Origin of the sequence: Sporolactobacillus terrae DSM 11697 (assembly GCF_000648615.1) — a bacterium.
Lineage (GTDB): Bacteria > Bacillota > Bacilli > Bacillales > Sporolactobacillaceae > Sporolactobacillus > Sporolactobacillus terrae.
This window is the reverse complement of sequence record NZ_JFZC01000031.1, coordinates 18983-44226: the sequence shown is the minus strand read 5'-3', so window position 1 is coordinate 44226 and position 25244 is coordinate 18983. Positions and strand designations below refer to the sequence as shown.

Genomic DNA, 25244 nt, shown 5'->3' with positions numbered 1-25244 from the left:
GAACAATTCGATCAAACAGGCTGCTTTCCAACTTTGGTTCGGCAGCCTTTTATTTATAGAAAAGATTAATATCAAACTCTTTCTTTAAGAAAGTCAGTACATGAAAGCGAATCGTATCGTTTTGTACATCAGCCTCCTCAGACGTCCACAATTCGTCTGTACGTTCAATGATTTCATCTTTAAGGTCGTCGTAGTCATCATCCGCATCTTCTCTTTCACTGTGCGTGTAACTAAAAACGAGTAAAAGAAGCAAAGACAAGAACAGAAAACTTGCGCTAAATGGCTGAGTAACGCGCATATAAAAGTCATGAATTGAACGAATGGCGCGATCATTTAATAAAAATGCATAGACAACTACGATACCGGCACAAAGCATAAGGCTAAATCCGGCGGCAGCTTCTCTGCGCGCCCACCGTTCTTTGGCCTTCTTTCTTTTGATCATTTCAGTTAGTATCGTGAATAAAACGCCGGATATCTGACCATTATCTCGATATTCTTTTAGAGACATCGCCCCATCACCTCATTTCAATACTATGAAGGATGTGGTGAAAATAGGACGCGTTCATGTTCGATCTCTTTATGTACTCCTGTTGTTGTTCATTTTCTCAAGCAATACCGGCAAGCTGTTGATAAAAAAATGTGCGAGGATTGGGGCAATCAATCCACCGGATACTTCGCGAAGTCCGCCCAAAATGAAACTAGCGCCAATAATAAAGACTAATAAAACCGGTCGTTTAAGGTAACGAAAATGAATCAATGCAAAAATTGTATTGGCTGCCCAAAATCCGATGAGCGATTGCAAGATTCCGCGAAATAACGTTTCTTCAATCCATGCAACACCCAGCATGACGACGATCAGTTCCGGCAGTCGAAATGCTTGTATAAGCTGTTTATTTATCCCTCCGTCATTAATCCAGTGATTGGGCAGCCACTGCTCAGCTGCAGCTTGTAGCAGAACAAAGAGCAGTCCAGTACCCGCGCCTTGAAGCATATGAATGATGTGAAAGTGATACCATTTGCTTAGAGAGCTTGTGCCATCGAGCACGAGAATTAACACTGCCGAAATGAGAATCAACGTGCCTTGCGATGCAAAGAGCGCTTTTCTTATTTCTGGATTTCCCAGTGTACGATTTGATTTATTCAAAGTGGCGATCGCTCGCTTTCTTGAAACAGCGCCGCTAATTTCTGCTTCCAATCCATTAACCGCAACGGTTCTGTGCGTTTCTTCTTTGGTATCTTTTGCATCAGCTCACTAAGAGGGATCCTGCAACGGTCACAACAATAGGCCGGTTTTTCTTGCAACTTTTCATGGTATACCTGTAAATAAAACCTTCGCCTGCAGGAAGAGGTCTCCAAATAGTTTTTCATAATCGAGAGATCATTGACCTGTACGGCCACACGTTCTTTAATCCGCATACGGCACGGGTCAAGCAGCGAAGAATAGGTTTGCTGCATCGGCTTTTCGGAAGCGTGTTCAAACAGAAAACGTGCGGCTGTTTCTGAAACCCCCTCCTCCATCAGAACATTCATGAATTCATTTTTATCCGCAAGGGATCGAGTGCCTTGATCCAGCTGAAGGAGTACGCGGCGGAGCGTTTCATCGCTCGGAAAGTTTCCGTCAATAAACCCCTCCGGCAATTGTTCATCACTTTTTGTGTAAAAGAGAACAGCAAGCCCTTGCTTGCCGTCGCGCGATGCACGGCCAATTTCCTGCAAGTAGGCATTCATGGAGGATGGAAAATGAAAATGAACGATTAAGCGAATGTCCGGCTTATTTATCCCCATTCCAAATGCATTCGTGCAGCACAGGAGATCAATCTGATTATCGAGAAACTGATTTTGTATTTTTCGTCGGTCAATGGAAGCCATTCCACCGTGATAGAAAGCTGTTCGAAGCCCTAGTTTCTGCTTCGCCTGTTCTGCCAGACGTTCTGTCCAGTCACGACTGGCACAATAAATAATGCCCGGATAGGGCGCCTTTTCCAGCAAATGAAAGAGCCGTTCTGTTTTTTCCTCCTGATTTGCAGTCTTCTGGACGATTATTGCAATATTCTTTCGGTCAACACTCATGATTATTTGAGCGGGATGAGTTAAATTGAGCGAGCGAACCACATCATGTCTGACGTGTTCATCTGCTGTTGCGGTAACTGCGAGACAAGGGGGCTGACCGAGTTGTGCTCTAATGTCGGCCAAATGCATATAATCCGGACGAAAGTCATGCCCCCACTGAGAGACGCAGTGCGCCTCATCGACAACAAACAAAGCAATTGTTATTTTTGACAGTGCTTTCATTACCGCTGGAGCGCGCAGCATCTCTGGCGAAAGATACAAGAATCGCAGCGAACGCAGATTCCGAAGCACGCGTGACCGTTCAAGCGGATGCATCAATCCATTCAAAGTGCGGACATTTTTTTCCCCCGTTAATCGTAACGCATGCACTTGATCTTCCATTAGCGACAAAAGTGGCGAGATGATCAGCACGGTTCCCTGTAAAAGATAACCGGGAATCTGATAGCAAAGCGATTTTCCGCTTCCGGTCGGCATCATTGCAAAAACATCTTTTCCATTCAGTACATTGAGAATAATTTCCTCCTGGCCGGGACGAAACTGTTCATGACCGAATTGCTTCTTCAGGATTGTTTGCGCTTGCTTTAAAAACCGTTGGTTACTGTTCATTGGTACGCACCACTTTTCTTCCTGATACTGCATTTTTGGCTAATGCTAAGCGGATTTGAAAATACGACACATGCTCGCCGAGATGATTTTTGATCGGTTTCAATTGACGCGTTTTTAGAAGACCGGCCACGTTCATAATTCGCTGCTCACACGCTGCGGAAAGATAATCGGGCAACCAGTGATTAACCTTCTTCAAGGTCAATTCAACGAGATGATCTTCGATTGTACTCACTGCCAAATGACGTTCATTTGCGATGTCGTGCAGCGTTAATCCGGTTTGAAGCAGCTTTCGCGTTGTTTCAGCGGTTTTTGAAAGGCTGCTTTGTCTGCCGATAAGCAGTCGTGAAAGGAAAGGAAACTGATCGGGGGATTCTACGAACAGGTGCATCATACGCCTCAACGCCGATTTAAAAAGTATACTGCATTCTAGCGTATCTTTCCCACTCACTTCTGCCATTTGGTCCAGTGTAAGACCAGACGCCTTCCATCCACTCAAAAGCGCAGACAAACTGTTTGCTTCGCCATCGGGCATTGTTAAAAAAAGCTGATATAATTCATTAAAAACAATACGACCGAGCTGATCGCGCGTTGGCAGACCGGATAGAATAAGCTTGCGTACATGCTCGCTGATTTCCGGCTGGCGGACAACAGGTAAGAAGGTTGACTGGCCTTGGCACAATGCAGATACCGTCTGCACAAGCAATTGTAGTTTCAGCCAAAAGCGACCTTCTTCATTGATTTGATCGATAATTTGTAGCCCATCAGGAATCAACCTGCTTTTCGGAAAAACATCGAGCTGCTTTACGCCATTTTCCGTAAGCACAAATCGCGTGCAATTAGCATCGATAGACCTAATCAACTGTGCGCGCTGCAGATGTCCGATCCGTGTATCAAAGTAGCTGCGACTCAGTTCAGAACATGAATGAAAGAAAGGTGCAACATGAAATAAATAGCTGTCCTGAACACTCTGTGAAGACTTTTTCCCTTTTAGCAGGTGGTAGATTCCTGAACATGTGCGTTCACCGCAGAACTTTTGGATTAAATAGAGCAAGAGCACATCCTGATACAATTAGCATCCCCCTCTCATACACAGTTAAGGAAACAATCGTTCTGTGGATCGTCCAGCCGCATGAGCGAGCGGCCGTACGTCCCTACGGTTTGATGACCTTCATGCTCATCGATTACGTTCTGTATCCTGCTCCTTTTATTTTACCTTTTTTATGCGCTGATTTCGACAAATAGTCACGGTTGTGTCCATAACTCTATTGAAAAGATTAAGCCGCTTCTTTAAAATAAAAGTCAATGAACCGAATTAATCGACGAGTGACAGAAAGGAAATGACTATGGCTGAGAAATTTACAATTGTAGATAAAGAAACATGTATTGCGTGCGGTGCATGTGCAGCATCAGCACCTGATTTATATGATTACGATGAGGAAGGCATTGCTTTTTCAATGCTTGATCTCAATAAGGGAGACACCGCCGTTCCTGATGAGCTGATCGACGACTTGGTTGATGCCTATGAAGGCTGCCCAACCGAATCGATCTGTGTTTCAGATCAGCCGTTTCACGGCAAGCCAAATCATACGGTTGGCATCTGACCAGAAATAAAAGAGGTAACGTGAAGCTGAGGGCGTCCCAAAAGTCAATTGACTTTTGAGACACCCTCAGCTTTTTTCATTCACTGGTGACGTTGCTCTGCTCCACTTGTTCAGAATATCCCAATCTCTCTTAGGGTCAAACCGTGATAAAGTTAACGCCCCTGTACTCTGCTATGATTCTCTGCAGCTTTTATGACTAAAGAACTACCCGCTTGAGAGAGCGCGAGTGTTTCTAGTCTTATAAAATAGGCTTGCAGAGCAAACATGCTTTAAAGGAACGCATAAAAGACGCGCAACTGCGATTTTTCATCTTTAAACGCTGTCAAAAGAAAGTGTACCGATCGATAAATCCAAAACCGTGAAATAAGAGACAAGCTTTGTCGATTTATGATTGAACAGGCAACGTCTTTTTTAAGGTAAATTGAAAGGTTGTTCCTTCGCCCTTAATACTGTTAACCGTAATCTCGCCGCCATGCGCTTCGACGATATGTTTCGCAATGGCCAGGCCAAGACCCGTACCCGTTTTGCCGCGTGTTCTTGCCTTGTCTGCTTTATAAAAACGTTCAAAAACAAACGGAATATCCTCTTTGGCAATCCCGACGCCTGAGTCGGTAATCCATACATGAAGACGATCCATCTCAATCCGCGCTTTGACGGTGACTGCTCCGCCTTCTCGTGTATGTCGGATCGCATTATCAATCAAATTGGTCATGACCTGTTCCACACGATCCGGATCCATAAAGAACTTGGTTTTATCGATACCCTCTAGGTCCGATTGAATCCTAATTTTTGTATCAGCAGCTAATTTACTGAATTTTGTAATGTTATGTTTAAAAAAGTCGTCTAGTGCAACCTCGCGACGATCCAATTGAAAGTGGCCGGCCTCTAGTTTAGCGAGATCTAATAGTTCATTGACAAGACGCCCCATTCGTTTTGATTCATCAACAATAATTTGCGCCATGTCCTTTTTGTCTTGAACACTCTCTGCAATATCATCAATGATTGCTTCACTATAGCCCTGCATCATCGCAATCGGCGTTCTTAACTCATGACTAACATTCGCGACAAAGCTGCGAATCATCTGATCGTTATGGCGCTCCTCTGTCATATCGCGCAGCACAGCCACAGACCCGCGCACTTTTTCCTGATCATACAACGGACGCAAGATTACGACCCAGATCCGTCCCTGCACCTCGAGTTCGAGTGTCTGCTGCTCATTTTTTTCAGCGCCTTTATGAAACAGCCTTTTCAACGGATCCGGCGTCTCTGCATGCGATCGAATACTTTTGTGCTCATAGTTCCATGAGTAGATAAAGTGCGCAGCAGGCGGATTGGCGGCAACAATCTGAGCTTTTGTATCCATAAGAAGTACGCCGTCGGCCATGTTCTGAAGAATACCGGCGAGCTGCTCCTTTTCCTGACGTAAAGCATTCATATTTTCCTTCAATTTTTCGCGCATATGATTAAAAGCTACCGCTAAATCGCCAACTTCATCACGCGTTACGACCGGGACTTTAATATCAAAGTTGCCAAGAGCAACTTGACGTGCAGCTTTCCTCATTTTTCTCAGCGGGGAACCGATTCGCGTTGATAAAAAGAATGCGAAAAACGTTGTTAATAAAATTGAAAAGCCCGCTGCAATAAAAATAAGCTTCTTTGACTGATCAATCGCATTTTGCGCAATCTGTATGGACTGCACCATATAAACCGCGCCGTATGTTCCCGATTCATTGCGCACCGGAACGCCTACAACAAGCAGTCGTTTGCTTGAATGCCTCTCAGATACCTGGAACATCCCGATTTTTTTGACCGGTTTTCGCCCGGTAAGTGCTTGTTTTAACGTTGCATCCTGTTCGAAGAATGCGCGATGCAATCCGAAAGTAACGGATTTAGAGGCGCTGCGCCACTCCTGATCCCGCAAAATCAGAACATACCCCGCATTATATACGTCCGCCAAATCATTTACTGTTCTCAAGGTCTCATTCATTGTTCGTCCTTGAGGATGTACAACTAATTCAGCGGATTTCCAGCCAATTTTCTCCATTTGCTGTTCCGCTTGCTGAATATTATTATTCTGAAAAAATTGAAGCAGAAACAACGTAAGAAACAACAAAACAATCGTAACAATAGCAATGATGGTTGCCCATAGCTTGCCAATCATACTCCGCCAAATCATGTTGCAGAGTCTGCTTCAATCTTATAGCCGACGCCCCAAACGGTAACAATCATCTCTGCTGCTTCTTCCGAAACCTTGTTAAGTTTTTCGCGCAGTCGTTTGACATGTGTATCCACAGTTCGCAAATCACCGAAGAATTCATAGTTCCATACGTCCTTCAAAAGCTGTTCTCTTGAGAAAACTTTATCCGGATTTTGCGCTAAGTAATAGAGCAGTTCATATTCTTTTGGCGTCAGGCTAACCTCATGCTGATCAACTTTGACACGGTGCGCATCATGATCAATAGTCAGATGCGGAAAGACAATAACATTTTTTGTTGTTGTTTCCGTTTCTAAAAACTTCGTTTTAGAAGAACGCCGCAACAATGCCTTAACGCGAAGAACAACTTCGCGTGGACTAAACGGCTTAACGATGTAGTCATCCGTACCGACTTCAAAACCTTGGACACGATTTGCTTCTTCACCTTTCGCTGTCAGCATGATTACAGGCGTTGCCTTTGACTCACGAAGTTTCTCACAAACGGTCTCGCCATCCATTCCTGGAAGCATCAAATCAAGCAAGATTAAATCATAATCTTTCTCCAATGCCATTTGTAAAGCAATCGAACCGTCTTCAGCCTCATCAATCCTATATTGCTCACGTTCCAAATACATTTTCAACAGCTTACGTATTCTTTCTTCATCATCAACAACCAAAATAGATGCCGTTTTCTCTTTCATCCAGATCCTCCCTTTTCCAAGCAGCGCCTCTATCTCTCTGTATTCGATTTTTTTAGCTTTAACGCGATCCCTGATTTTCCAGCATGGTTAAGCAAAAAATCTGTCATACATCGACATTTCCTGCAATTGTGTCAAACCTATGTCTTATTTTAAACAATTTCTTTAAAAAATACAGTATTATTTCTGAGTGTCGGTTTCACGCGCGAGTGTTTTGACCTCAGAAACGGTCAGTTCACGAGCCTCGCCCGGATGCAATCCTTTCAAGTCGAGAAATCCGTAGCGTTCTCTTTTCAGTTTGCACACATGTAAATGAAGTGCTGAGAACATCCTTCTGATTTGACGATTTCTGCCTTCATGAATCGTTAGCTGGACAGAAGCTGTTCGTTTTTCTTGGTTCGAGGAAAGCAGCCTCACGCGTGCCTTTGCTGTCATTCCATCCTCCAAACGAATGCCATTAGCCAGTTGGCTCAGTTGCTCGGCTGTTGGGGCCGGACGAACTTCAGCTATGTATGTTTTATTAAATTTGTAACTGGGGTGCATTAACCGATTCGCAAGTGCCCCGTCATTGGTCAAGAGCAGTGCCCCCGACGTGTCGTAGTCGAGCCGGCCGACCGGGAAGATGCGTTCCGGAACTTGCTTAAAGAAATCAACAACCGTTCGACGTCCACGATCATCTTTCACACTTGAAATCACACCAACCGGTTTATAAAAAAGGTAGTACACAAGTTTTTCTTTATCAAGCGGGACACCGTCAACAGTTACTCGATCAGTTGCAGAGACCTTTGAGCCTAACGTATCCGTCACTTTACCGTTAACCGCTACTTTGCCATCAAGGATTAATTGTTCCGCTTTGCGTCTCGAAGCAATGCCGGCACGCGCGATCACTTTTTGTAAACGTTCCATTCTTCCACCTCAACAGATATCATAACGCGGCAACTCTGTTTTCTCAAGTTTCATTTTTTATTCATGGTTTTGACACACTCCGCTCACTTTCGTTCTTCATCGTAGATAGCGCATGCAAATGGGTCACCCAAAAGCCCAAGTAACGATGCAAACGGCACTGATTACACCGACAAGATCAGCAAGCAGTCCAACCTTTAATGCGTCCCCGATTCGATGGATCCCTACGGCACCAAAGTAGACCGTAACAACATAGAAAGTCGTATCGGTGCTGCCTTGCATGACGGAGGCAAGGCGTCCAACAAAGGAATCGGGACCGTAAGTCTTGACCAGATCAGTCATCAATCCGAGAGCGCCGGTTCCGGATAATGGACGCATTAAAGCAAGCGGCAGCACTTGAGACGGCATGCCGATTGCCGACATCAGCGGACGAATGAAGTGGATTAGCGCATCCATTGCGCCAGACGCGCGAAAGACACTGATCGCAACCAGCATGCCGACCAAAAAGGGCATCACAGAGATGGCCAGTGAAAATCCCTCTTTTCCGCCTTCAACAAATGCATCATAAGAAGGTACTTTTTTGAGCGTCCCATAAAGCAAAACAACAGCGATCAGACATGGAACCAGCCATGTTGAGAATGTTGTAATCAGACTCATTTTTTTCGCCTCCTGCGATGATAGAAGTAACGGTCAATAAGAAGTGCTGCAGCAGTTGTACAAAGTGTTGCCAGCAAGGTTGGACCGACAATGTCCGTCGGTGAATGGGCACCGCTCTGCATCCTGATTGCAATGACCGTCGTCGGTACCAGCGTCAGTCCTGAAGTATTCAGGGCAAGCAATGTGATCATTGATCGGCTCGGCGTTGCTTTGCCTCCGCTAAGTTTTTTCAATTCTTCCATCGCTTTAATACCCATTGGGGTTGCCGCATTACCCAATCCGAACATATTGGCGATTGTATTCGATAAAATATAGCCCATTGCCGGATGATCCGGAGGAACCTCAGGAAAGATTCTTTTCATCACCGGTTTAAACAGATTGCTTAGTTTGTCCAGCAAGCCGGATTTCTCTGCAATTTTCATCAAGCCCAGCCAAAAGATGAGAATGCTGACAAGTCCAAAACAAATCTGCACGGCGTCACTCGCTGAAGAGAACAATACCTTGTTGACGTCATCCATCGTACCGTTTACCGCAGCGTAACCCATGCCGATTAAAAAAAGCGCAACCCAAATTAAATTAATCATCGGTTTGTCCCCGTCAAGATCGATTGAAACAAGCCGCTAAAACGTGACCAAAAATGAGTTTCTTTTTTCTTTGCCTGCTTATAGTAAATTGGAAGCGATGCGAGCTCTGTCCGTCCCAGAAATAAGCTTAACCGGCCGGCAGGCGAATCTGGCTCCCAATTTTTCACATTTCTCGGTTTAATGAGTACGAGCCGTTTTTGAATCTTTCTTTTTTCATCATTGGTAAGCGGCAGCACCAGAGAGCGCTCCGCATAGATATGATGCTTATAAAATTTATGAACCTTTGCCCTTATTTTGCCTTTTTTAACCACTTCAATCGGTGTAAAACGATCAAATGCCCAGTCAAACATTGTTTGATGATCCTTCCAGTCATCGCCGTCATTGAGCGTTACAGCAACGAGATTCAGATCATTCTTCGAGGCAGTTGAAATAAGCGTTCGGTGTGCTACTTTAGTAAATCCGGTTTTTCCGCCAGTCGCGTATTTATATAAAGACAACATTTTATTTTTATTCTTCCAAACGCGCGCTGCTTCTTTATTGGTTTCAGGTACCCGGTGCAGTTTTGTTCCCGTCACTTCGCGAAACGTTGCATTCCCCATCGCGTAACGCATCATCAACGCCATATCATAAGCCGTTGAGTAATGCTTCGGATGCTCAAGTCCATTAGGATTGGTAAAGTGTGAATCGGTCATACCAAGTTCGCGTGCTTTTTCGTTCATCAACAGTACAAAACCGTGCTCACTGCCGGCCACTGCTTCAGCGATTGCCCGTGAAGCATCATTTCCCGAACGCAGCATCAACCCGTATACGAGATCTCGAAGCTTCATTCTTTCGCCCACTTTTAAGTAAATCGACGATCCTTCGGTGCGCAACGCTTCCTGACTGGTAGTAAAAGTTCTGTTCATTTTACCTGACTCAATCGCTAGAATGGCAGTCATGACCTTCGTAATGCTGGCAATGGGCAATTTCTCCTTACTATTTTGTTGAAATAATACGCGTCCGGACGACTGATCCATCAGTACAGCGGATTGCGCAGAAACATGCATTGCCGAAGCCTTTGAAGTTCGTGGAAAAATTGAAAAAACTATGCTGAAACACAGAAAAAACAGGAACGCTCTTTTTAGCATGACTCCCACAGATTCCATCCCCTGTCCTAATCTTTAGCAGACACGTTTAGGGTAAAGTATATCCGGGATCATCATTTTCATAGGAGCTGATAAGATGATTCACGACATGTGAGGTACTTGTACCCGGACTGTTTGGACACCCTTTATAAGAACGGTATGCGAGGACAAGCAGAATATGAATGGATTTCCAAAAGAAATACCGGGCAAAATACGCCCGGTCCTTAATTTCCAACCATGTGTGATGGACTCGTGTCTTATCCGTGCTGAATCACCGCTCCGGTTGCTCGCTTGACGCGGGCGCACCGCGAGCCTCCTCAGACAAACAGAAATCTGCGGGGTCTCGTTGGCACGCATCAACTAAGCGCGATCCCGCAGGCGCCAGAGTACCTCCGGTTTGATTCTCGATCAAGACATTCGTCTATTGGTTTGAAGACGGGGCAAAATCCTACACTTTCTTATCCTGTCAGAAATAGAAATGAGCGATTTGAAACAGAATGATCCAAAAGACGAAAAAGACTGTTTGAACGATGATCCAATAAAGTTGAAATCGCTTTGACCCAAAGGATGCACTCATAAGGAGTATGATTGGGATTAGGACAAAAACAGCAAAAAAAGCCAGTAAAATCAAAAAAAGAAACACTTTGGTGAGGAAAGCGCCATGCACCATCAATACGGTAAGCAGTGCCGGTATCGCGATAAAAAGGGGCATACTTAGACCGAAAGCAATCACCTGCTGACGATATTCTTCAGCAAAATTTTTCCAGTAGTTTTTTAGCTGTTCAAACACGGAAATCTCCTCCTGTTAGCTGCTGCTGCAGCTTATACGACAAGGTGCTGTACTTGGCTCAAGTTTGAATCAGTGAAAACAAGAATGATTACAGGTCTTTTACGGTTTCTTTGTACTGGTCATAGAATAGATCATAGGTATCAACTTGTTCATTCTGTTGCTTCATCATTTCGGCAAGCGGAGGAAGTTCACTTAAGTCATGGAGTCCAAAATAGTCGAGAAATAAAGGGGTAACACCATATAAGATTGCTCGACCGCTTCCTTCAGCGCGTCCAACTTCTTTAATGAGTCCCTTCACAACGAGCGTTTGAAGTGCTCGTTCAGACTTTACGCCACGAATTTCTTCTATATCGATACGCGAAACCGGTTGCTTGTATGCAATAATAGCTACCGTCTCCAAAGCTGCCTGAGACAGCGGCGCTGTTTTTGGAATAGCTGCAAATTGTTTCGCATAGTCTTTCATGAACGGTTTGGTTGTCAGACGGTAGCCATTAGGAAGATCCGTAATCATTAATCCGCTTGATTCATTTGTTTGATAATTTTCTTTCATCCGCTCTACAATGTCACTAATTTCATCTCTCGTACATTCTGGAAGCACCCTATGTATTTGTTCGACTTGTACGCCGTCTTCTCCTGTTATATAGAGTAGTCCCTCAATAATCGAATGAATTTTCTCCCGTTTCAAAATCATCTGCTCCTTCTCCAAGATTGATCATGATATCATCAAAATTTTCATTCTGCATGCAGTGAATCGCATTCAGTTTCATTAGTTCCAGCAGGGCAAGAAACGTCACAATGAGATGTGTCCGATCCGGATAGGAGAAAAGTGACTGAAAAGATAAGGGATGCTTGGCGGACACTAACTTGTTCATCACCAAATTCATCTGCTGTCCAATCGGTAAAACTTGACGATCAATTTTTGTATTTAATGGTTTTTCCAATTTATTCTTTAACATAAGCCGCCTGAATGCATGCAACATGTCATGAACCGTTGCTCTTCCGGAAACTGGAATAGACGTCAGATCATTGTTCTCGTACGCAGTCAAATCCGACGGCGGTTTTGAGTAAAGCTGCATTCGACCCTGCTCATTTTCCTTTAGCGCTTCAGCCGCTTCTTTATATTGACGGTAATCAAGCAGCTGCTGCATCAATGCTTCACGCGTCATCTCTGGATCTTCATAGCTGTCATCATCATTCACGGATTGAAGCTCTGTTTTTGGTAAGAGCATTTTGCTCTTCATCGCAATAAGTGTTGCTGCCATAAGCAGATATTCGCTGGCAATATTCAATTCAAGCTTTTGCATATGGTGAATAAAATCTAAATATTGGTCGGTGATTTCAGCAACCGGTATATCATAAATATCAATTTCCAGTTTTTTTATCAGATGCAGAAGTAAATCAAGAGGACCTTCAAAAGCATCGATTTTCACTTTGTATTCCAAGCTTTATCCCCCTGATTTCATCTTTTTTTCCAGCATTTCCTGATCTTAAGTGATGAATCGTTTGATCCTACGGACGAGCAAAAAAAAGAAACCATATCAGGAATTGGTTTCTTTTTCCTCACCTTCTTGAAAACATTTGTTGAAGTAGGACTTAATGGCTTGAGACGGAGCCAGATGAACATGCTCGCCAATAAACTGCCTCAATGCCAAAATCATCTGCTTGCCGACCCCTTCCGCTCGGTAGGAAGGATTGACACTAATATGCTCGATTACCGCTTCGTGCTCCGAAGTCAAGTGAACCCCGACCACACCCAGTATATCTTCATCATCTTTCCATAAAAACAGCTGCCAGCTTTCGTCCTCTTCGTACTTTTGTACGGTTTGCAAAAGCAGCTTTATCTCTTTTTCAGACGGGATAAAAGACAGCAGACCCATGGCTATCTTCTCGTAACTCTTTTTATAGCGAATCAGCATGTTGAACCCCTCATAACTATGAGATAACATAATCTTTTCATTGCTAAGAAACCAAGCACACGATTTATATTATACCCAAAACAATCAGGCTGTGCATCTTTTCACCTGATGTAACGATAAAATGGACGTTTGAACCTTCCGAGTTTAACTCGTGATAAAGCGCATCTGTTCATTAAATATTTGGAGAAAGGTTCTTTAACGGTACATCGTAACGAATCAAATCTTCGTAGCTTTCACGTCTGACTACGAGTGCTGCTTCACCGTTTTCAACAAACACAACGGCAGGATTAGCAATGCGATTGTAGTGACTGGCCATTGAATAGCCATATGCGCCTGTTGAAAACACGGCAAGTAAGTCACCGGTGCTGCAAGTTTCAGGAAGCATGAGTTCTTTAATTAGAATATCGCCGGACTCACAACACTTTCCGGCAATCGCAACCTTGTTTGTTTTCGGTTCAAGCGCCCGATTTGCGCAAATCGCTTGATACTCTGCTTGATAAAGCGACGGACGAATATTATCGGCCATCCCGCCGTCAACAGACAAATAATTGCGTATACCCGGGATCGTTTTCGCAGCCCCGACGGTATACAGCGATGTTCCTGCTTCTCCGACAATCGAACGTCCCGGTTCAATCCAAAGTGCAGGCAGTGGTAATCGATAACGCGCACACTCCTCTTCTGCTGTTTCAACAATGGCATCAATGTAGGAAGTAATGGGCAGCGGACGATCCTTTTCTGTGTAGCAAATTCCGAAGCCGCCACCGACATTTAGCACGTTAAGTGCAAAACCCAATTCTCGTGTCCACTTATTCACGTGCTTGAGCATGACACGAATGGCACCAGTGAAGCCATCCGTTTCGAAAATCTGAGAACCGATATGGGCATGGATACCGATTAATTGAAGATGTGCTGCTTGCAGCGCTTGCTGCACAGCCTGCTGCGCCATTCCATTGGCCAAGTTGAATCCAAATTTCGAATCGTCTTGGCCGGTCATGATAAATTCATGAGTATGCGCCTCAATGCCCGGCGTCACACGAAGCAAAATAGCTATTTGTTGATCGCGCTCGGCGCACATGCGTTCAAGTAGCTCCAGCTCATCGCGATTATCGACAATAACGGCTCCGATTCGTGCATCCAAGGCCATCGCAAGTTCTGACTCAGACTTATTGTTCCCATGAAAATGAATCCGTTTAGGATCCATTCCTGCTTTGAGAGCCGTAAACAATTCGCCTCCGGAGACAACGTCAAGCGACAAGCCCTGTTCATTCACCAATTGGATCATAGCAAGAGTGGAAAAAGCCTTGCTTGCATAAGCAATTTGCCAGGTAATCCCTTCGTGTTTATCAAACGCCTTTTTAAATTGATTAATTTTGTCTTTAATTAACGCTGTATCATAAACATACAGCGGCGTACCAAACTCTCTTGCCAAATCTTTCGTATCAATACCGCCAATGTAAAGGTGGCCGTCGCGATTAATTTCCTGTGTGCCGAACACGGCAATCCTCCCCATTCTAGACAAAGCGTCCGCTACCGTATGTAAAAAGCGCACCCTTTTCCCCGCCTGATCTCTTGAAAAATACGTACAAAATTTTAGTGATAGTTTATCATGATTAACTGCTCAAGACAAGGTTTACTTCGTCTTGCTTTTCGCAGGCTGGCGGTATTTATCCACAGGACGTACAATGCTCGGACGGATAACCGAAGTTGGCAAAGCACGGCGAATGACGATATTAAAGAGACCGGTTGGATTAAACGGGATGAACGGCCACAGATATGGGGTATTCATATTGCGAACCTGCGCCAAGTAAATGATGAATAAGGTTGAAGCAAACATAAATCCAGGGACATGAAATAAACCAACCGCCAAGATTAATAGGATTCTTACCATTTTGTTTGCTAACTGAAGCTCGTAACTTGGGGTCGCAAAACCGCCGATGGAGGCTGCCGACGTATACAAAATGACTTCGGGAACAAATATCCCTGCTTCAATTGCAATCTGCCCAATCAAAACCGCTGCAATAAGTCCGAGTGCTGTCGACAGTGCAGTAGGCGTGTGAATCGCGGCAAGTCGAAGCGTTTCAATCCCCACTTCTGCAATCAGAATCTGAAGGATCAAGGGAATATTATAATCCTTATCATTCGGCCCAATGAAATTAAGAAAATCCGGCAACAGATGATTCGTTACAAGAAGCAGCCATAATGGCACAAGAAAAATGGAAGCAAGAATCGCCATAAAACGAAACCAGCGCAGCAGCGCTCCTGAAGCGGTGACTTGTCGGTATTCCTCCGCGTGCTGAACATGGTGAAAAAGCGTTGTCGGCAAAATCATGACACTTGGCGATGTATCCGAAACAAGGACGACATGCCCTTCAAGAAGATGAGCAGCCGCGACATCCGGTCGTCCCGTATAGCGGACAAGCGGGAAAGGGTTCCATCCCTGCTTTAAGATAAATTCTTCAATAGCATTATCAGCCATCGGGATTCCATCAACATCAATCGCTTTTAATTCTTTGCGAATTGTTTTGATTAATCCTGGATTGGCCACATCCTTCAAGAAACAAATGCAGACATCCGTTTTTGAACGGACACCGATCTGTGAAATTTCACAACGAAAGCGAGGATCACGGATACGCCTTCGAATTAGACCTGAATTTTCAATAATATTTTCTGTAAATCCATCCTTAGAACCGCGCACAACTTTTTCTACATCCGGTTCTTGCGGCGTTCGTCCTGGATAGTGCCGAAGATCAATGCACAAGCCTGTTGATTCGCCATCAATAAAAATAACGATGCGCCCTGTCAGCATTTTATCGATCGAGTCATTAAGTGTTGTGACTTCTTCAACCTGCTGATGTACTAAATGCTGTTTGATCTCTTCAAATACATTTACATTTTTCTCATTTTTATTCGGAAAACGCATGAATTCCCGCATCATAACGACAAGGATGCTCGAGTCCACCAGACTGTTGGTATAGTATATTCGGCAATCTCTGCCAAGTATCCTGATTTCACGCATCCCTACATCAAAATTATGGGGACCGATGTCAAGAATCTGCTGCATTTGATCCGCATTATCTGTGATTGCTTTGCTTATTGGTTTGGCTGCTTGTTTTTCCATTCTCCTGAATCCTCCATCCAGCACAGACTCATCCCTTCGGTTTAAAAATCAGAGCAACAATAAATCCGAAGAGAATTGCAGAAGTAATCCCTGCTGAAGTCAATTTAAAAATGCCCATTGCAATACCTAGATAACCGTGCTCATGGCCTTCCGCCATCGCGCCGTGAAGCAAAGAATGACCGAAACTTGTTATTGGAACGGTCGCACCGGCCCCAGCGAACTCAATAAGATGATCGTAGATACCAAAGACATCCAAAGCCGCACCTAAAACCACAAAGCTGGCAACAACATGTGCAGGCGTCAATTTGAACACATCCATAAGCAATTGTCCGACAACACAAATTCCCCCACCGACGAGAAAAGCATAGATAAAGATCATTTTTAACCCTCCTTAGCTGATTCCAAAAGCACGGCATGTGCGATACACGGGATGGTATCTTTCTCCTTCGGGGTCGAACTATTAAGCAGCGCCCCGGTCGCGACCACTAAAACGCGCTTCAATGAACCCTCCGCCAATCTGTTGAATAAATAACCATAGGTCACGACTGCGGAACAGGCGCAGCCGCTTCCTCCTGCACTTACCGGTTGATCAGACGTATAAATCATCGTTCCACAATCCTGGTGAACGGAACTGATATCTAGACCCTTTTCTAAAAGAATCTCATCTAAAATCGGCGAACCAACAGCTGATAGGTCACCGGTAACAACGAGATCATAATCGTCAGGTGTTCTGCCTGTATCCTGAAAATGGGTCCATATTGTATCCGCTGCAGCAGGAGCCATCGCCGTTCCCAAATTAGCCGCATCATTAATTCCCCAGTCGATGACTCTTCCAATCGTTGCTTCCTTAACTTTCACTTTTCCAGGTTCTTTGGTTAGCAGCGCAGCGCCCGCTCCCGTCACTGTAAACGTTTGGGTCAGTTTTGTCGGGCCACCGTATTCCGTTGGATAGCGAAATTGCCTTTCGGCGGTTGCATTATGGCTGCTGACGGCACAGAGCACGTTGTCCGCAAAGCCACTGTCAACCAGCATTGCTCCGGTTGCCAATGTTTCCATTGAGGTTGAACAGGCACCAAACATGCCGAGAAACGGAATTCGGCTCTCTCGGGCAATGAAATTTGACGTCACGGTTTGATCCATTAAGTCGCCTGCGAGAAAAAGATCGATGTCTCCCTCTGCTTTTCCGGCTTTTGCCAAACAAAACGAGATCGATCGTCGGAGTAAAGCACGTTCGGCTTCTGTCCACGATTTTTGGCCGCAATTAAGATGTTCATAACATTTATCAAAACTTGCGGATAATGGCCCCCTCGCTTCTAGAGGCCCTACGACCGTACCCGTCGCTCCCAAATAAATCGGTTGATCGAATCGCCAAGTTTGCTTTCTAACTTTACTCAAGCGCTCACGCCTCCTCAGAATAAATGTTCAATAAACAGACGAATTATGCCTAATACTGCTGCAGACACAACCCCGAACACAATGACTTCACCGGCCAGTTGAAACAAGTTCGTTGCTATTCCAAGAACGATACCCTCATTTTTATGTTCCAGCGCACTGCTTGTAATCGAATTTGCAAATCCAGTCACCGGAACAATGGTTCCCGCTCCAGCAAAATTAGCAATCTTGTCGTATATACCAAAGCCAGTCAGCAGTGCTGAAGCCAGAATCAGCGTGGCTACCGTAGGATTTCCTGCAGCTTGTTTTGAAAAATGAAAGACATGCATATAAAATGTTTGCACACCTTGACCAATCAAACAGATGAAGCCGCCAACCAAAAATGCTTTGAAACAATTCATAAAGTAAGGCACCTTCGGCTGATACGCTTTGACGTTTTCTTTATAATTTTTGGGATCATTAAGCATAAGCAGATACTCCCTTCCGAATCGTACTGATTCTTAGTATCTGCCAAGTGGTTTAAATTATGCTCAAGTGTGAGAATTCGTGGATTGGAGAAGTTAAACGGCGTGGCAAAGTGAAAAACGAAAAAAGCCGGATAACCGTTATTCGGCCATCTGGCTTTTGATTTCTTCGAGTATTTTTTTTTCAAGACGTGAGACTTGAACCTGCGAGATACCAAGTCGCTGCGCAACCTCTGTTTGTGTCTGATCTTTAAAATAACGAAGATACACGATCAGTTTCTCACGCTCATTCAATTGTTCGACAGCTTCCCGGACGATCATTTGATCAAACCATTTTCCGCTCTCCGTGTCTGAAATCTGATCCAGAATGGTAATTGGATCTCCATCGTTTTCGAAAACCGTTTCATGGATTGATGACGGAGCACGGATTGCTTCTTGAGAAAGCACCACATCTTCGGGAGACAGTTCCAATGCCTCAGCTAATTCGCTAATTGTTGGATTTCTCCCGAATCGTTTCGATAACTCGTCCTTCTTTTTTCGCACCTTGATTCCGGTTTCCTTTAAAGACCGGCTGACTTTAACGGCCCCATCATCACGAATAAAACGCTGAATTTCTCCGATGATCATCGGTACCGCGTAAGTAGAAAAACGAACGTCATAAGAAAGATCGAATTTATCAACCGACTTCAGCAAACCAATACAGCCGATCTGAAACAGATCATCTGGCTCATAACCGCGGTTGATAAAACGCTGAACAACCGACCAGACCAGCCTCATATTCTTCTGAACCAGCCGGTCGCGTGCATCATGATCTCCCGCCTGACTTTGTTTAATCAGCTTCTTCACTTCACCATCATCAAGCAACGGTTCCTTAGATGCCGTTTTTCGATCAAGCTCCATTTGCATGTCTCCCTATTTGCATACCGCTCGATTTTGGGCAATTTCCTTGGTCATGATGATCGTGGTTCCTTTGCCTTCCTCAGTCTCAACCGTGACATGATCCATAAAGTTTTCCATAATTGTAAAGCCCATTCCTGAGCGTTCCAATTCAGGCTTTGTCGTGTAGAGCGGCTGTTTCGCCTTCTCTACATCGTTAATCCCAACACCGTCATCATGCACCGATACCGTCACATTGCCGTCCTCAAGAACGGCTTTTATCGTAACATCACCAACACCGCTGTTTCCATAACCATGAATGATACAATTCGTAACTGCTTCAGAGATCACGGTTTTAATCTCCGTTAGTTCATCAAGCGTTGGATCGAGCTGCGCGACGAATGCCGCAACGGTGACACGTGCAAAAGACTCATTCTCACTGACAGCCGAAAAGGTTAGCGACATCTTGTTTCTCATTCAGGCCACCCCCAGAGTGTGAAGTGCATAGTCTTCATCAGTTTCAAGTCGGAGAATTTTAAACATACCGCTTAGTTCGAAAAGCCGGCGCACGGCTGGTGAAATCGAGCAGACAACCATTTCTCCGCCAAGTCCTGAAATACGTTTGTATCGTCCAAGAATAACGCCTAGACCTGAACTATCCATAAATGTGAGATTTCCTAGATTTAACAAGATATGCTGCACCATTTGCTCATCCATAACACGGTTGACCTTTTCCCTCAATTCATCAGCAGTATGATGATCAAGCTCACCTTCAAGCCGGATACACAGCACCCCATACTTCACTTCTAACTCGGTTTTCAGACTCAATGCTGCTCCTCCCTCCATGAACCGTCCAACGAACGGACGACCCATTTATTTATATATTCAGTTCTCTCTTCTTCTCGCATACTCCTGCCTGCCGACAGAACTAGTGCCTTTTCGTCAAAACCATCATGAACATGCCAAAATAGCACGTTCCTTTCCTAGAACCTTAGTGGGTTAAAATAGATCCAGCACTCCGCTTAAATAACTGCCACCATGTCGCGCGCTTGACCTGATGCTTAACAATAAGCGGTGTTTTTGATAGGACTTTTCCCTTTTTCATCACAATGTATTGACCGACAACCGTCCCTGACTTTATTGGCGCCTTAAGCGCCTTGTTCATCTTGATGGTTTTTTTGATTCCTTTCGTACGCTCACCTTTTTTTAGGAGCAGTACGGTGGGCTGCTGTGTGACAATTGGAACTTGGGCTTGATCCCCTTTATTCACTTTTGCCATCGCTACTGGTTTATGTTTTTTTAGAAGCAGTTTCGTTGAATAGTTTGCAAAAGCATTATCCATGAGAGCGGCAATCTCCTTGTTGCGCTCTTTAGGGGACGGCGCTCCCATTACGACCGCCACAACGCGCATCCCATTTCTTTGCGCGGTTGCCGTTAAACAATATTTTGCATTGTTTGTAAAGCCGGTCTTTAATCCATCTGCGCCTGGATAGGTTTTAATCAATTTATTTGTATTGACCAACCAAAATTTCTTATCCGTATTCTCACGCAAGTAATCTTCATATTTTGAAGTATAGTGAAGAACTTCTGGGAACTTTATAAGCGCGCGCGCCATAATCGCCATATCATGCGCTGTCGTATAATGATTGGCTACCGGAAGACCTGTTGGATTGACAAAATGGGTGTTATTCATCCCCAAGCGTTTTGCTTCATGATTCATTTTTTCAACAAATGCCTTTTCTGACCCGGCAATATGCTCTGCCATCGCGACAGAAGCATCGTTTGCCGAAGCGATACAAATTGCTTTGAGCATTTCATCTACCGTCATCGATTCACCGGGTTCAAGGAACACCTGAGAACCGCCCATTGATGCCGCGTGCTCACTCACATTGACTTTATCTTTCAAGGTAAGCTGGTGACTTTTCAGTGCTTTAAAAATGAGCAGCAGTGTCATCACCTTGGTCATACTCGCCGGTGGAAGCTTTTTATTTTCATTGTTTGCAAAGAATACCTTCCCTGTTTCCTGCTCCATAACAATTGCTGATTTCAGTTTACCATTCTCCTGATCGGCCTTATTCTTTTGTTCGGCAAAAGCCGATCCTGCAGGAACAAAAGAGGCAAAAAGAAGTGAGGCACAGATTATCCAAACAGAAAATACCTTCATCAAAAAACCCCCTCAATATGCTCCATAACATTTTGTCCATACCCACTGCTTTTATACCGGATATGGAGAGAAAAAATATGAGATTTCTTCAATGATTTCTTTAGAATCACGCAACCGTTGTCAGGTTGATAGACACTGGTGGTGAGGAACGGCAGTTGGATGCGCCGACCACCTTAGGAAAATGCTCATCTCTGCGTTTTTAAGTAAGAAAAACCGGGCAAAAAGCGCCAGGTCCCTAATCTCCAACCATGTTTGATGGGCTCGTGTCTTTTCGGTGCTGAATCGTCGCTTCGGTTACTCGCTTGCCGCGGGCGCCAGAGCACCTCCGCTTGATTCTCTGCCAAGACATGGGTCTATGGGTTTGAAGACGGGGCAAAATCTTAGCTTAATAAAAAGGGCATCTCAACGGCGCAAGCGAACGTTGAAATGCCCTATAAAAAATGAAAAGGTTATATTGAACGGATGAGCGACTGAATCAGTGCAGTAAAGTCATTTCTTACGCGATCTGCCGTCTCAATAACTTCTTTATGAGACAGTGGCTGATCCAAAATTCCGCAAGCCATATTGGTAATACAAGAGATACCGAGAACCTCCAGGCCAAGATGACTGGCAGCAATCACCTCAGGAACCGTAGACATGCCGACCGCATCCGCCCCCATAACGCGCATCATGCGAATTTCTGCAGGCGTTTCATATTGAGGCCCATGAGTAGCCAGATATACGCCCTCCCTAACCTCGATGTTGCGCTGTTCTGCCAGTTCCTTGGCTGTTTGGATCAACCGCGGACTATAGGCATGGGACATGTCCGGAAAGCGAGGCCCCAACGCTTCATCATTTGCGCCTATGAGCGGGCTGTCACCAAGCATGTTAATATGATCGGTAATCAACATCAGATCTCCTGGATTAAATTCAGTGTTGATGCCGCCGCATGCATTGGTAACAATTAATTGTTTCACGCCCATTGCCTTCATGACGTATACAGGGAAAGCCACTTGTGCCAGGGAATAGCCTTCATAGTGATGATAACGCCCTTGCATCGCTACGACAATTTTGTCCTCAAGTTCGCCAATGACAAATTGTCCTTTATGCCCTTTTACCGTTGATTCCGGAAAATGAGGCAGAGAACGGTAGGGAATGCGTACCGCCTGATGCAATTGATCAGCCAAATCACCAAGCCCTGATCCAAGAATTAACCCGATCGTGGGTTTGTAAGCGGTTGCTTCTCTAACCTTCATTATCACTTCTTCGATTGTTTTCATAAAATCGCTCCTGTCTTGAATCATTCATTTTATTTTTTTGCACGTGGATGGTACGCCATGTAGATTTTTTTTAGCGGCTGCCGACGCGAGCGCGGAAACCGCAGTGCCGCTGCATGTGGTGCTCGTCCCATCAATTCATCGACAAATTCGATCGGTGCTCCATTTGCGAATAAATGTGCGGTGAGAGACTGGCGGATCGTTTCCGGCGAAAATTTATCTTTAATCCCTGCTTGTACGGCATAATATTTCATGATCTTCCAAACCCCTTGCCGAGACAGCCTTTTATTCAATCGATTTAGAAAAAGTGGCCGATCCGGTGCTTCTTTAGCCGGATCTTGGTCTCGGTCATCTATGTATTCCCGCAATGCCTGCACAGACTGCGCATTAAGCGGAAGCACTCGTTCATGATTGCGACTTCCGCTGCAACGGACAAATTCCATCTCTAGATTGACATGCTCGCGATTTAACTTAATACATTCGGAAACACGCATCCCTGTTGCATAGAGCACTTCAAGCATGGCATGATCACGTTTTCCTGTTGGCGATGTTTGATCCGGTGCGGAAAGAAGCTGTTCGATTTGATCCAGTGACAACACAGCCGGAGGCAACTTTTCAGAGCCTTTCGTCAAATGATTGAGCGTATAGGCAGGATCATTTTCCGTTTGCTGGCTTCTGAGCAGGTAACGGTGCAGTCCACGTACTGCTGCGGCCTTTCGAGCAAGCGTCGCTGGAGCCAGTCCCCGATCTTTTAAAGCATAAAGGTAGTTCATCACCATCACACGGGTTACATCGCGCCATTGCCTGCAGTTCGATCGCTCTAAGAATTCGAGATACTGAGACAAGTCGCCTCGATAAGCATCAATTGTATTTTCTGATAAACCGCGTTCATCAGCAAGTTGTATCAAGAAATTATCCAAACTGTTTTTCAATTCGCTTATTCTCCATCTCTTATAAATTCAAAAAAGCGTGAAAGTGGACGTGGTCCGCCTTGATCGTTCCTGTTTGCTTTGTGAAGCCCGACGTCTATTGTCCGTGTCACTTTAACAGCCTCTGAATCCGGTTCATCATAACGGTGCAGGTAGTCTTGAACGTTGTCCATTCCGGAAAGTCCATAATAAAAAAGTGCTGTAAAAAGTATAAAGAGAAAAATAACCTTAATCAGTTCAGCACTGATACGAAAGAATAGCTTCAATTCATTCATCTCCGCTCCATCAAATGGATTTTAGTTCATCCTATGAAACAGAGCGGAGAATATTGCGAAAAAGGCATACCTTTTCTGTTGAGGTTGACGCTCTCCTATCGATTGGTTGTCGAAAGGAAAGATATGAAAAAACAGTCTGATTCACTCAGGCTGCTTGAAAACAGGAACAGTTATACTTTCTCTGTCTCCTGAAGATACGGTTTTTCTTTATTTAATCGACTTTCTTCTTCGTGCTTTTCCAAGCATCGATGACAGATGCCGTGAAAGGTCAGACGATGATCCTTCACTTTAAAATGCCACTTACGTTCAACAACCTTTTCGACTTCACTCAGTAAATCTTCCTGAATTTCATCAACTGAACCACATTCAACGCAGACCAAATGGTGGTGAAAGTGGCTTGCCCCCTCGCGGCGAAGGTCGTATCGTGCCACTCCGTCGCCGAAGTTAATTTTGTCTACAATTTTAAGTTCTGTTAACAATTCAAGGGTTCGATAAACGGTCGCCAGTCCGATTTCTGGTGCTTTCTCTTTAACGAGCAGGTAGACATCTTCAGCACTCAGGTGATCTTGCTCGTTCTCCAGCAAGACTCTAACAGTCGCTTCTCGTTGTGGCGTCAGCTTATACTTCTGTCCATGGAGCTGTTTTTTAATCCGGTTAATCCTGCCTTCCACAAAAGCGCCCCCTTTACGCACCAATGACCCACAAACAATTGAGCTGCTTCTCCGAACCAAACCATCCTTTTCTCAATCATTAGGATTGTTCAAAAAAGGCTTCTATTATCAATAAGATCATTTGTTTTCACAAAAAATTATAATCCTTATTGATAACAGTGTCAATTAGAGATAATTATTTTCAAGTTATAATTATTTTATTTTAAAAAAAGAAGCGGTTCTCTGCTCATGAGATGAAAATACGGATCAGCGCAGGAGACAGATAAGATTCATACCCTGAAGCGATTACCGCAACGAAGCATACAGCTGCTAATACGATTGCATAATTGATAAATTGCGGTAAAAGCGGGTGCTTTCGTGTCCTCATTAATAATTGTCGGATCATTTTCAATGAAAAGGCAACGGAAAGTACGGCGATAAATAAAAAATTCGGCAGAATGATCAAGTTCTGAGGGAAAATGCTGACGAGAACAGCCATCAATCCTTTTGATCCCATCTGGCTGATCAAAAAGCCGACCGTAAAGCCAAGAAACATCCCTTTAATGAAAACCAGTAAGAATATAATCGGAAGACCGATTATAGAAAGACCAAGCACCCAGATTAATAGGATCAATTGAAAATGATGCAGAAAGCTCTCTTTAAATAAAGCTTGAGGTCCAGCGATCTGATGCTGTGCCAATTCACCGAAAAATTGTTGTAAATAATGCAGCAAATTGCTTTTTGATTCATAGGACAGACAGTTTACAACGATTGCACCGAAAATAATTCCCATGAGGATAAGTCCGGTGACAAAAGTATAAAGAGAAAGATAATCGCTGATGTGCTGCTTCAACGCAATTTTGATCCGCTGTGAGAACATGTGCGTAACCTCCCGACAGGATTCGAACATCTAAAATCTATAATCCTATTCTATGAGATAGAAAGAAATCTATGCTCACTGCGAGAGATTCACGCAT

Annotated in this window: 29 protein-coding genes; 1 reads left to right on the top strand and 28 read right to left on the bottom strand. The window is 44.4% G+C overall.

The genetic code is table 11. From position 1 onward, the window contains the following. Positions 1-49: 49 nt before the first annotated feature. The 4 genes from AA84_RS0105000 to AA84_RS0104985 form a co-directional block, all read right to left on the bottom strand. Positions 50-508: a DUF2663 family protein gene (locus tag AA84_RS0105000; protein ID WP_028976294.1), complete on the bottom strand. Its 459-nt coding sequence runs from the start codon at positions 506-508 to the stop codon at positions 50-52. A 69-nt stretch (positions 509-577) separates the two neighbouring features. After that, positions 578-1195 carry a CPBP family intramembrane glutamic endopeptidase gene (locus AA84_RS18290; protein ID WP_128166742.1) on the bottom strand — a complete coding sequence of 206 codons (618 nt, stop codon included), beginning with the start codon at positions 1193-1195 and terminating at the stop codon, positions 578-580. Beyond that, positions 1141-2676: a RecQ family ATP-dependent DNA helicase gene (locus AA84_RS0104990; protein ID WP_028976293.1), complete on the bottom strand. Its 1536-nt coding sequence runs from the start codon at positions 2674-2676 to the stop codon at positions 1141-1143. The genes AA84_RS18290 and AA84_RS0104990 overlap by 55 nt, the downstream gene beginning before the upstream one ends. After that, the gene (locus AA84_RS0104985; RefSeq protein WP_028976292.1) at positions 2666-3745 is read right to left on the bottom strand and encodes a YpbB family protein; all 1080 of its coding nucleotides are present in this window, start codon (positions 3743-3745) and stop codon (positions 2666-2668) included. The genes AA84_RS0104990 and AA84_RS0104985 overlap by 11 nt, the downstream gene beginning before the upstream one ends. A gap of 274 nt (positions 3746-4019) precedes the next feature. Here AA84_RS0104985 and AA84_RS0104980 point away from each other — a divergent pair, with 274 nt between their 5' ends. Continuing rightward, positions 4020-4277, top strand: a complete 258-nt coding sequence (locus AA84_RS0104980; protein WP_028976291.1) for a ferredoxin — start codon at positions 4020-4022, stop codon at positions 4275-4277. A gap of 385 nt (positions 4278-4662) precedes the next feature. Here AA84_RS0104980 and AA84_RS0104975 read toward each other — a convergent pair whose 3' ends face one another. The 24 genes from AA84_RS0104975 to spoIIM all read right to left on the bottom strand — a co-directional run bounded on the left by AA84_RS0104975 (position 4663) and on the right by spoIIM (position 25147). Then, on the bottom strand, positions 4663-6453 hold the full coding sequence (locus AA84_RS0104975; protein WP_028976290.1) for an ATP-binding protein: 1791 nt from the start codon (positions 6451-6453) through the stop codon (positions 4663-4665). Then, on the bottom strand, positions 6450-7172 hold the full coding sequence (locus AA84_RS0104970) for a response regulator transcription factor (RefSeq protein WP_028976289.1): 723 nt from the start codon (positions 7170-7172) through the stop codon (positions 6450-6452). The genes AA84_RS0104975 and AA84_RS0104970 overlap by 4 nt, the downstream gene beginning before the upstream one ends. A gap of 177 nt (positions 7173-7349) precedes the next feature. Beyond that, positions 7350-8075 (bottom strand): pseudouridine synthase, encoded by a 726-nt coding sequence (locus tag AA84_RS0104965; RefSeq protein WP_028976288.1) that lies wholly within the window; start codon positions 8073-8075, stop codon positions 7350-7352. A gap of 123 nt (positions 8076-8198) precedes the next feature. Then, positions 8199-8729 (bottom strand): spore maturation protein, encoded by a 531-nt coding sequence (locus AA84_RS0104960; RefSeq protein WP_028976287.1) that lies wholly within the window; start codon positions 8727-8729, stop codon positions 8199-8201. Then, positions 8726-9313 (bottom strand): nucleoside recognition domain-containing protein, encoded by a 588-nt coding sequence (locus tag AA84_RS0104955; RefSeq protein WP_028976286.1) that lies wholly within the window; start codon positions 9311-9313, stop codon positions 8726-8728. Before AA84_RS0104955 ends, AA84_RS0104960 begins: the two co-directional genes overlap by 4 nt. Next, entirely contained in the window at positions 9310-10440 is a 1131-nt protein-coding gene (locus AA84_RS0104950) for a serine hydrolase (RefSeq protein ID WP_028976285.1), read from the bottom strand. Before AA84_RS0104950 ends, AA84_RS0104955 begins: the two co-directional genes overlap by 4 nt. Positions 10441-10903: 463 nt before the next feature. Further along, positions 10904-11227 carry a hypothetical protein gene (locus AA84_RS0104945; protein WP_028976284.1) on the bottom strand — a complete coding sequence of 108 codons (324 nt, stop codon included), beginning with the start codon at positions 11225-11227 and terminating at the stop codon, positions 10904-10906. Between the two features lie 88 nt (positions 11228-11315). Next, positions 11316-11918, bottom strand: a complete 603-nt coding sequence (scpB, locus tag AA84_RS0104940; RefSeq protein ID WP_037563011.1) for an SMC-Scp complex subunit ScpB — start codon at positions 11916-11918, stop codon at positions 11316-11318. Beyond that, complete coding sequence (locus tag AA84_RS0104935) at positions 11881-12669, bottom strand: segregation/condensation protein A (RefSeq protein WP_028976282.1); 789 nt, start codon at positions 12667-12669, stop codon at positions 11881-11883. The genes scpB and AA84_RS0104935 overlap by 38 nt, the downstream gene beginning before the upstream one ends. Before the next feature lie 96 nt (positions 12670-12765). Further along, positions 12766-13143: a GNAT family N-acetyltransferase gene (locus AA84_RS0104930; RefSeq protein ID WP_028976281.1), complete on the bottom strand. Its 378-nt coding sequence runs from the start codon at positions 13141-13143 to the stop codon at positions 12766-12768. A gap of 172 nt (positions 13144-13315) precedes the next feature. After that, a complete protein-coding gene (gene lysA / locus AA84_RS0104925) occupies positions 13316-14644 on the bottom strand; it encodes a diaminopimelate decarboxylase (RefSeq protein ID WP_028976280.1) in 1329 nt (442 codons plus the stop codon). Between the two features lie 129 nt (positions 14645-14773). Beyond that, entirely contained in the window at positions 14774-16261 is a 1488-nt protein-coding gene (locus AA84_RS0104920) for a spore germination protein (RefSeq protein ID WP_037563009.1), read from the bottom strand. Between the two features lie 28 nt (positions 16262-16289). After that, entirely contained in the window at positions 16290-16640 is a 351-nt protein-coding gene (spoVAE, locus tag AA84_RS0104915; RefSeq protein ID WP_028976278.1) for a stage V sporulation protein AE, read from the bottom strand. A 2-nt stretch (positions 16641-16642) separates the two neighbouring features. Further along, the gene (spoVAD, locus tag AA84_RS0104910) at positions 16643-17656 is read right to left on the bottom strand and encodes a stage V sporulation protein AD (protein ID WP_028976277.1); all 1014 of its coding nucleotides are present in this window, start codon (positions 17654-17656) and stop codon (positions 16643-16645) included. 14 nt (positions 17657-17670) lie between these two features. After that, positions 17671-18120: a stage V sporulation protein AC gene (gene spoVAC / locus AA84_RS0104905; RefSeq protein WP_028976276.1), complete on the bottom strand. Its 450-nt coding sequence runs from the start codon at positions 18118-18120 to the stop codon at positions 17671-17673. A gap of 138 nt (positions 18121-18258) precedes the next feature. Further along, entirely contained in the window at positions 18259-19017 is a 759-nt protein-coding gene (gene sigF / locus AA84_RS0104900) for an RNA polymerase sporulation sigma factor SigF (RefSeq protein ID WP_028976275.1), read from the bottom strand. Between the two features lie 12 nt (positions 19018-19029). Continuing rightward, a complete protein-coding gene (gene spoIIAB, locus AA84_RS0104895; RefSeq protein WP_010027230.1) occupies positions 19030-19470 on the bottom strand; it encodes an anti-sigma F factor in 441 nt (146 codons plus the stop codon). Next, complete coding sequence (gene spoIIAA, locus AA84_RS0104890) at positions 19471-19821, bottom strand: anti-sigma F factor antagonist (protein ID WP_010027231.1); 351 nt, start codon at positions 19819-19821, stop codon at positions 19471-19473. It lies immediately after the preceding gene. 163 nt (positions 19822-19984) lie between these two features. Next, positions 19985-21160: a D-alanyl-D-alanine carboxypeptidase family protein gene (locus AA84_RS0104880; protein WP_028976274.1), complete on the bottom strand. Its 1176-nt coding sequence runs from the start codon at positions 21158-21160 to the stop codon at positions 19985-19987. A gap of 446 nt (positions 21161-21606) precedes the next feature. After that, complete coding sequence (locus tag AA84_RS0104875) at positions 21607-22416, bottom strand: purine-nucleoside phosphorylase (protein ID WP_028976273.1); 810 nt, start codon at positions 22414-22416, stop codon at positions 21607-21609. Between the two features lie 29 nt (positions 22417-22445). Next, the gene (locus AA84_RS0104870; protein ID WP_028976272.1) at positions 22446-23345 is read right to left on the bottom strand and encodes a tyrosine-type recombinase/integrase; all 900 of its coding nucleotides are present in this window, start codon (positions 23343-23345) and stop codon (positions 22446-22448) included. 5 nt (positions 23346-23350) lie between these two features. After that, positions 23351-23617 carry a DUF4227 family protein gene (locus AA84_RS17115; RefSeq protein WP_037563004.1) on the bottom strand — a complete coding sequence of 89 codons (267 nt, stop codon included), beginning with the start codon at positions 23615-23617 and terminating at the stop codon, positions 23351-23353. Positions 23618-23787: 170 nt separating this feature from the next. Then, positions 23788-24288: a ferric iron uptake transcriptional regulator gene (gene fur / locus AA84_RS0104860; RefSeq protein ID WP_028976271.1), complete on the bottom strand. Its 501-nt coding sequence runs from the start codon at positions 24286-24288 to the stop codon at positions 23788-23790. A gap of 226 nt (positions 24289-24514) precedes the next feature. Then, positions 24515-25147: a stage II sporulation protein M gene (gene spoIIM, locus AA84_RS0104855; protein ID WP_028976270.1), complete on the bottom strand. Its 633-nt coding sequence runs from the start codon at positions 25145-25147 to the stop codon at positions 24515-24517. Between the last annotated feature and the right edge of the window lie 97 nt (positions 25148-25244).